We start from the raw sequence: 4,310 nt of genomic DNA, 5'->3' as shown, positions 1-4,310 counted from the left end.
CAAGCAGACGTGCACAGAAAATAGCAATCAAAGAACGAAATCTAAATCCTGTGCTTGACTTGGAATTGTCCATATAGGACATTTCTATTTGGTTATTAGGTAGGACATTTCTACTTAGGAATAACATAAAAATGGGAGCTATTGCTCCCATTTCATTTTTAAGAATGATTCTTTAAATCTTCCAACATTGCTTCACGCAGAATTTTGTTCATACGTGTTTGATAGCCTTTCCCTTGTGCTTTTAACCATGCCAGTACATCAGCATCTAAGCGAACAGAAGTCTGTTGCTTCACTGGACGATAAAATTGCCCATGACGAACTGCCTTACTCCAGTCGGTGATTTCAGGAATATCAGACAGATCTAATTGATCATCAGATACAGTTCCCTTAGCAAGGAGACGTTTAATTTCAGCATTTTGCTTGTCGCTGAAATTTTCATTCAGCTCTTTGCGTGTATATCTAACCATGCTCATATTGATTTCGCTCCGCCTTAGTTACCTGTCTTGCACTAATGATTCGTATGATTTCACAGTCATCTTCATCAAAGATGGTGTGGGCTACTAGTAGCATTAGTACACCTTTTACTTTTCCAATGGTTTGCCAACGTTCTTCACCATCGGTATGTCTGTCTTGAATTGAGATCCTTAGCGGATCTTCAAAAATAAGGCTTGCTGTTTCGAAAGAGACATCGTGCTTTTGCTGATTCTTTCGATTCTTTGCCTCATCCCATTCGAAATACTGTTCCATAAAAAACATTCAAATTTGTATATACAATAATGTATCACATATTTGTATCACTCAAGGTAATAAGTGTAATTTTCAGTCAAAATTATTGGCAAGAACTATCAAAACCGCTCATAAAAAATCCGACTTGTTTCCAAGCCGGATTTTTGCTGTTTTTTGAGTTTTCTATTTTAATATAAATAATTGATATTAAATGATTATTACAATCGCGTTTCGTATAAGGTGTATTATGTTAATTTTAGGAAAAATATAAAGTCGTTATAAAATTGATAGCTATTAAATTAATAGATACTGTCAACTTTACTGTATTCAACTACTTTTATTTCATAGCCATAATCTGTTCTATTTTTAAGATTAATCAAAACAAATCTGGTATCTATTGCTTCTAATAGTCTCCAATCAGACTGATCACTTGGATATGACGTTTGCTGATCAAACAATACTATTGGGAGTGTTTTATTATTAATGGCTTTATTTGCATCGTTCATACCACTTCCGAACATACCACCAAAAGCAATAATCGTTAAAAATAGTACTAAAGGGGAGCTAAAGTATTGCTCTATCTGTCCTCCAAATATAGAACTATGTACATAGGAATAATAAAACACACCAAAATAAAGCGGAATTAACTTAGTTGATAAGGCAATTGATGTCTCTCTTCCTATCAGGAATATGGATATTGTTATAAATAGTACGGAAAAAATCAGTAAATATGAGTGACCTACCCATGCAGAAATAGATAAATAAATTAAAGAAATTATGCTCCCAAAAGCGAACAATAAAGTAGTAATTAGAATTGAGTAAAATAAGCTATAAGCGGATATAGAAGGTAATATCCATAAAGCATCAAACGTAGAAAAGTAACCAAACTTATAAGTGCCAGCTAAAGCTATCAATATCAGTGGTATGGCAGCATAAAGCTCAAGAACTTTCTTTAATGAGAAAGAGTTATACAAAATATCCCCTACCTAAAAATGTAAGAATTACATACATCTCAAAAAGACACCGATTTAAGATGTCCTTTTATTTAATAAAAAATTTAAAAGAAATTTTCAGGATATAAGAATGAGGGAATATGTCTTCTAATCAATTGAGCCTGTGCAAGATACCCTCTAGTTTCTAGTTCTAATAAAAACACTGGCCAAGGTGGAATATTACTTTTATAGACATTAATTGAAGATGTAGACATGCCACCTCCTTGAGACGTAGACAGTCCACCATACTGGGACGTGGACAATCCGCCATACTGAGACGTAGACAATCCGCCATACTGAGACGTAGACAATCCGCCATACTGGGACGTAGACAATCCGCCATACTGAGACGTGGACATTCCACCATACTGGGACGTGGACATTCCGCCATACTGAGACGTGGACATTCCACCATATTGAGACGTGGACATTCCGCCATACTGAGATGTAGATAATCCACCATATTGGGAGGTACTTAAATTGCGTGGCCAAGTTCTTAAATTTGGTATTTCTGGTCGTGACATAGCTCTATAACTCTTAGATATTGATAATAAAAAATTTATTAGAGTACATTACTATTTTTAAACCATTTATTGTGTGCTGTTTAAAAAATACACGACAGATTATGTCTCATTAATTAAATTTTATTATCTATTCTTTATCACATTTAACATAATGGCGTTTATACGAAATTCATATTTTAAACACATAAAAATCAAATACTTGTGTTATAGTGATAATGCTCGACGATGTCGAAAAGCTGACTTGGAAACAACTCGGCTTTTTTATGATCGTTTTTGATAGTTCTTGCCAATAATTTTGTTTAAAAAGTAATCAATTTTGAGATTTTTCAAATTTTATCAATGCCTCAATGTCCAAAATTATCCACATTTTTTGTGGATAAAATTTAGGCTATTTTGTACGTTTTGGCTCACATCAATCTCGGCCCTTTGCTGCTATCCGGAATGACTGGAATTTTACTATTATGAACTCATCGGGAACAGGAAGTTCCATATAAGAATAACAATAGATAAGCACAAGGACTGTAAGGTAGGACAGGAGTTATACCGAGCGAACCAATACGAAAAACCCCGGCAGGATGCCGGGGTTTTTTATTGCTTAGAATATCTATAACTGGGTATTGATCTGATAGCGTGTATTACGTCCACCACCTTCTAATTTAACGATACATTCTTTCTCAAGTAAGTCTGATAAGTGGCGAGTAGCCGTTGCCTTACTGACTTTAGCAACCTTTTGATATTGCGAAGCACTAATACCATGTTCAAAGCCATTTTCGCCACCGTCTAATAAACGATGTAGAACTTTACGTTGTTCTTCACCCAGGGCTAAATTTGAATATTTATGCCAAAATTGACTTTTAAACAATGTTCGACTGATCTGCGCTAAGGTTTTTTCAAGGCTTTCATTCAACGTGTCTAGAAACCAAATCAGCCAATCTGTGATATCAGAATCATTTTTTTGAGTTTGTTCTAATATCTCATAGTAACTTTTACGTTTATTTAATATCGCAGTAGACATTGCATACAAACGGATACTTTGCTCATCCATTTGAGCTAGAGCAAGGTCTGTAAGTGTACGTGTAATACGGCCATTACCATCATCAAAAGGATGTAGGGTAACAAACCATAAATGGGTAATGCCTGCACGTAACAGAGGATCAAGCAATGAATCATTCAGACTCTGATTAAACCACGCTATGAAGGTATGTAAGCGTTCTTCTAAGCCTTCTCTTGGCGGTGCTTCAAAATGTACTTTAGGGTAATCCAATCGACCTGAAACGACCTGCATAGGCTCTGATCCCCTCAGTTGACCAATGCGTAAACGTTGCATTGTCCAGTCGGGGTCATTGAAAAGCCAACGATGCCATTGCATGAGGCGCTCAACAGTCAGTGGTTGCTTAACATCGTTCAGCGCATCCAGCATGATATTGGCTAAACCTTCTGATCGATCTGAGCTTGGATAAGGCTGTTCAAGAGTGACACCCAAGCGTTGGGCTAAAGATGATCGCAATGAAAAAACATTGAGGGTTTCATTTTCAATTGCTGATGAAGCAACGAGATTGGCAAGTAGAGTATCTAGAGTGAATTGTTCTTTCGCTAAATCATGCTGACTTTGTCCAAGAAGAATTCCTATTTTTTGATGTATCTGTCTGGTTTTAGGTAAGATAGTTGAATCCTGCCATGTGAAATTTGTCCAGTTTTCTGCTTGCCAAATCCATTTCTGCATTTTCAATCTCTCTCATCTAAAATCTAAGATGAGTTAAATATAGCACAAATTCGACTCATATTGTGAGCCGAATTTGTACTGTTAATTAGCTCATTATTTATCGAGAACAGTTCTACTTGGGGCTTACATTTTGTGTTATTCACCAATTAAAATGTCTATGTGATAAACCATTTAAAATGTCCTGTTTTTAACCACAAGAGTCAAGCACAGGATTTAAATTTCTTTGTTCAATAACAGCTTTCTGAGCTTTACGACTCGGCATACTTTTCTTGAGACGGGAACGTTTATTCTGTTTCTCCAACTCTTCATGTTGTTGCTGGATATGCGCCAGAACTGAGCCTAATC

Annotated in this window: 5 protein-coding genes and 1 pseudogene; all 6 read right to left on the bottom strand. The window is 35.9% G+C overall.

The window, feature by feature from the left end:
* Positions 1–158: 158 nt before the first annotated feature.
* Entirely contained in the window at positions 159–473 is a 315-nt protein-coding gene (locus FTV08_RS15840; protein ID WP_180039137.1) for a BrnA antitoxin family protein, read from the bottom strand.
* Entirely contained in the window at positions 460–747 is a 288-nt protein-coding gene (locus FTV08_RS15835) for a BrnT family toxin (protein ID WP_180039136.1), read from the bottom strand. Before FTV08_RS15835 ends, FTV08_RS15840 begins: the two co-directional genes overlap by 14 nt.
* 278 nt (positions 748–1,025) lie before the next feature.
* The gene (locus FTV08_RS15830) at positions 1,026–1,700 is read right to left on the bottom strand and encodes a hypothetical protein (protein ID WP_111885976.1); all 675 of its coding nucleotides are present in this window, start codon (positions 1,698–1,700) and stop codon (positions 1,026–1,028) included.
* 169 nt (positions 1,701–1,869) lie between these two features.
* Positions 1,870–2,181, bottom strand: a complete 312-nt coding sequence (locus FTV08_RS15825) for a hypothetical protein (RefSeq protein WP_162689791.1) — start codon at positions 2,179–2,181, stop codon at positions 1,870–1,872.
* Between the two features lie 665 nt (positions 2,182–2,846).
* On the bottom strand, positions 2,847–3,965 hold the full coding sequence (locus FTV08_RS15820) for a Fic family protein (RefSeq protein ID WP_180087649.1): 1,119 nt from the start codon (positions 3,963–3,965) through the stop codon (positions 2,847–2,849).
* Positions 3,966–4,152: 187 nt separating this feature from the next.
* Positions 4,153–4,310: pseudogene (locus FTV08_RS15815) on the bottom strand (ISNCY family transposase); the annotation flags it as partial.

It is taken from the genome of Acinetobacter sp. YH12226 (assembly GCF_013417805.1).
Taxonomy (GTDB): Bacteria; Pseudomonadota; Gammaproteobacteria; order Pseudomonadales; family Moraxellaceae; genus Acinetobacter.
Note: the sequence above shows the minus strand (reverse complement) of the source record. Positions and strands in the feature narration are given on the sequence as shown.

Excerpts from the sequence above, each read along its gene's own strand:
- FTV08_RS15840 (WP_180039137.1), bottom strand. The coding sequence starts at position 473 with ATGAGCATGGTTAGATATACACGCAAAGAGCTGAATGAAAATTTCAGC.
- FTV08_RS15835 (WP_180039136.1), bottom strand. The coding sequence starts at position 747 with ATGGAACAGTATTTCGAATGGGATGAGGCAAAGAATCGAAAGAATCAG.
- FTV08_RS15825 (WP_162689791.1), bottom strand. The coding sequence starts at position 2,181 with ATGGTGGATTATCTACATCTCAGTATGGCGGAATGTCCACGTCTCAAT.
- FTV08_RS15820 (WP_180087649.1), bottom strand. The coding sequence starts at position 3,965 with ATGCAGAAATGGATTTGGCAAGCAGAAAACTGGACAAATTTCACATGG.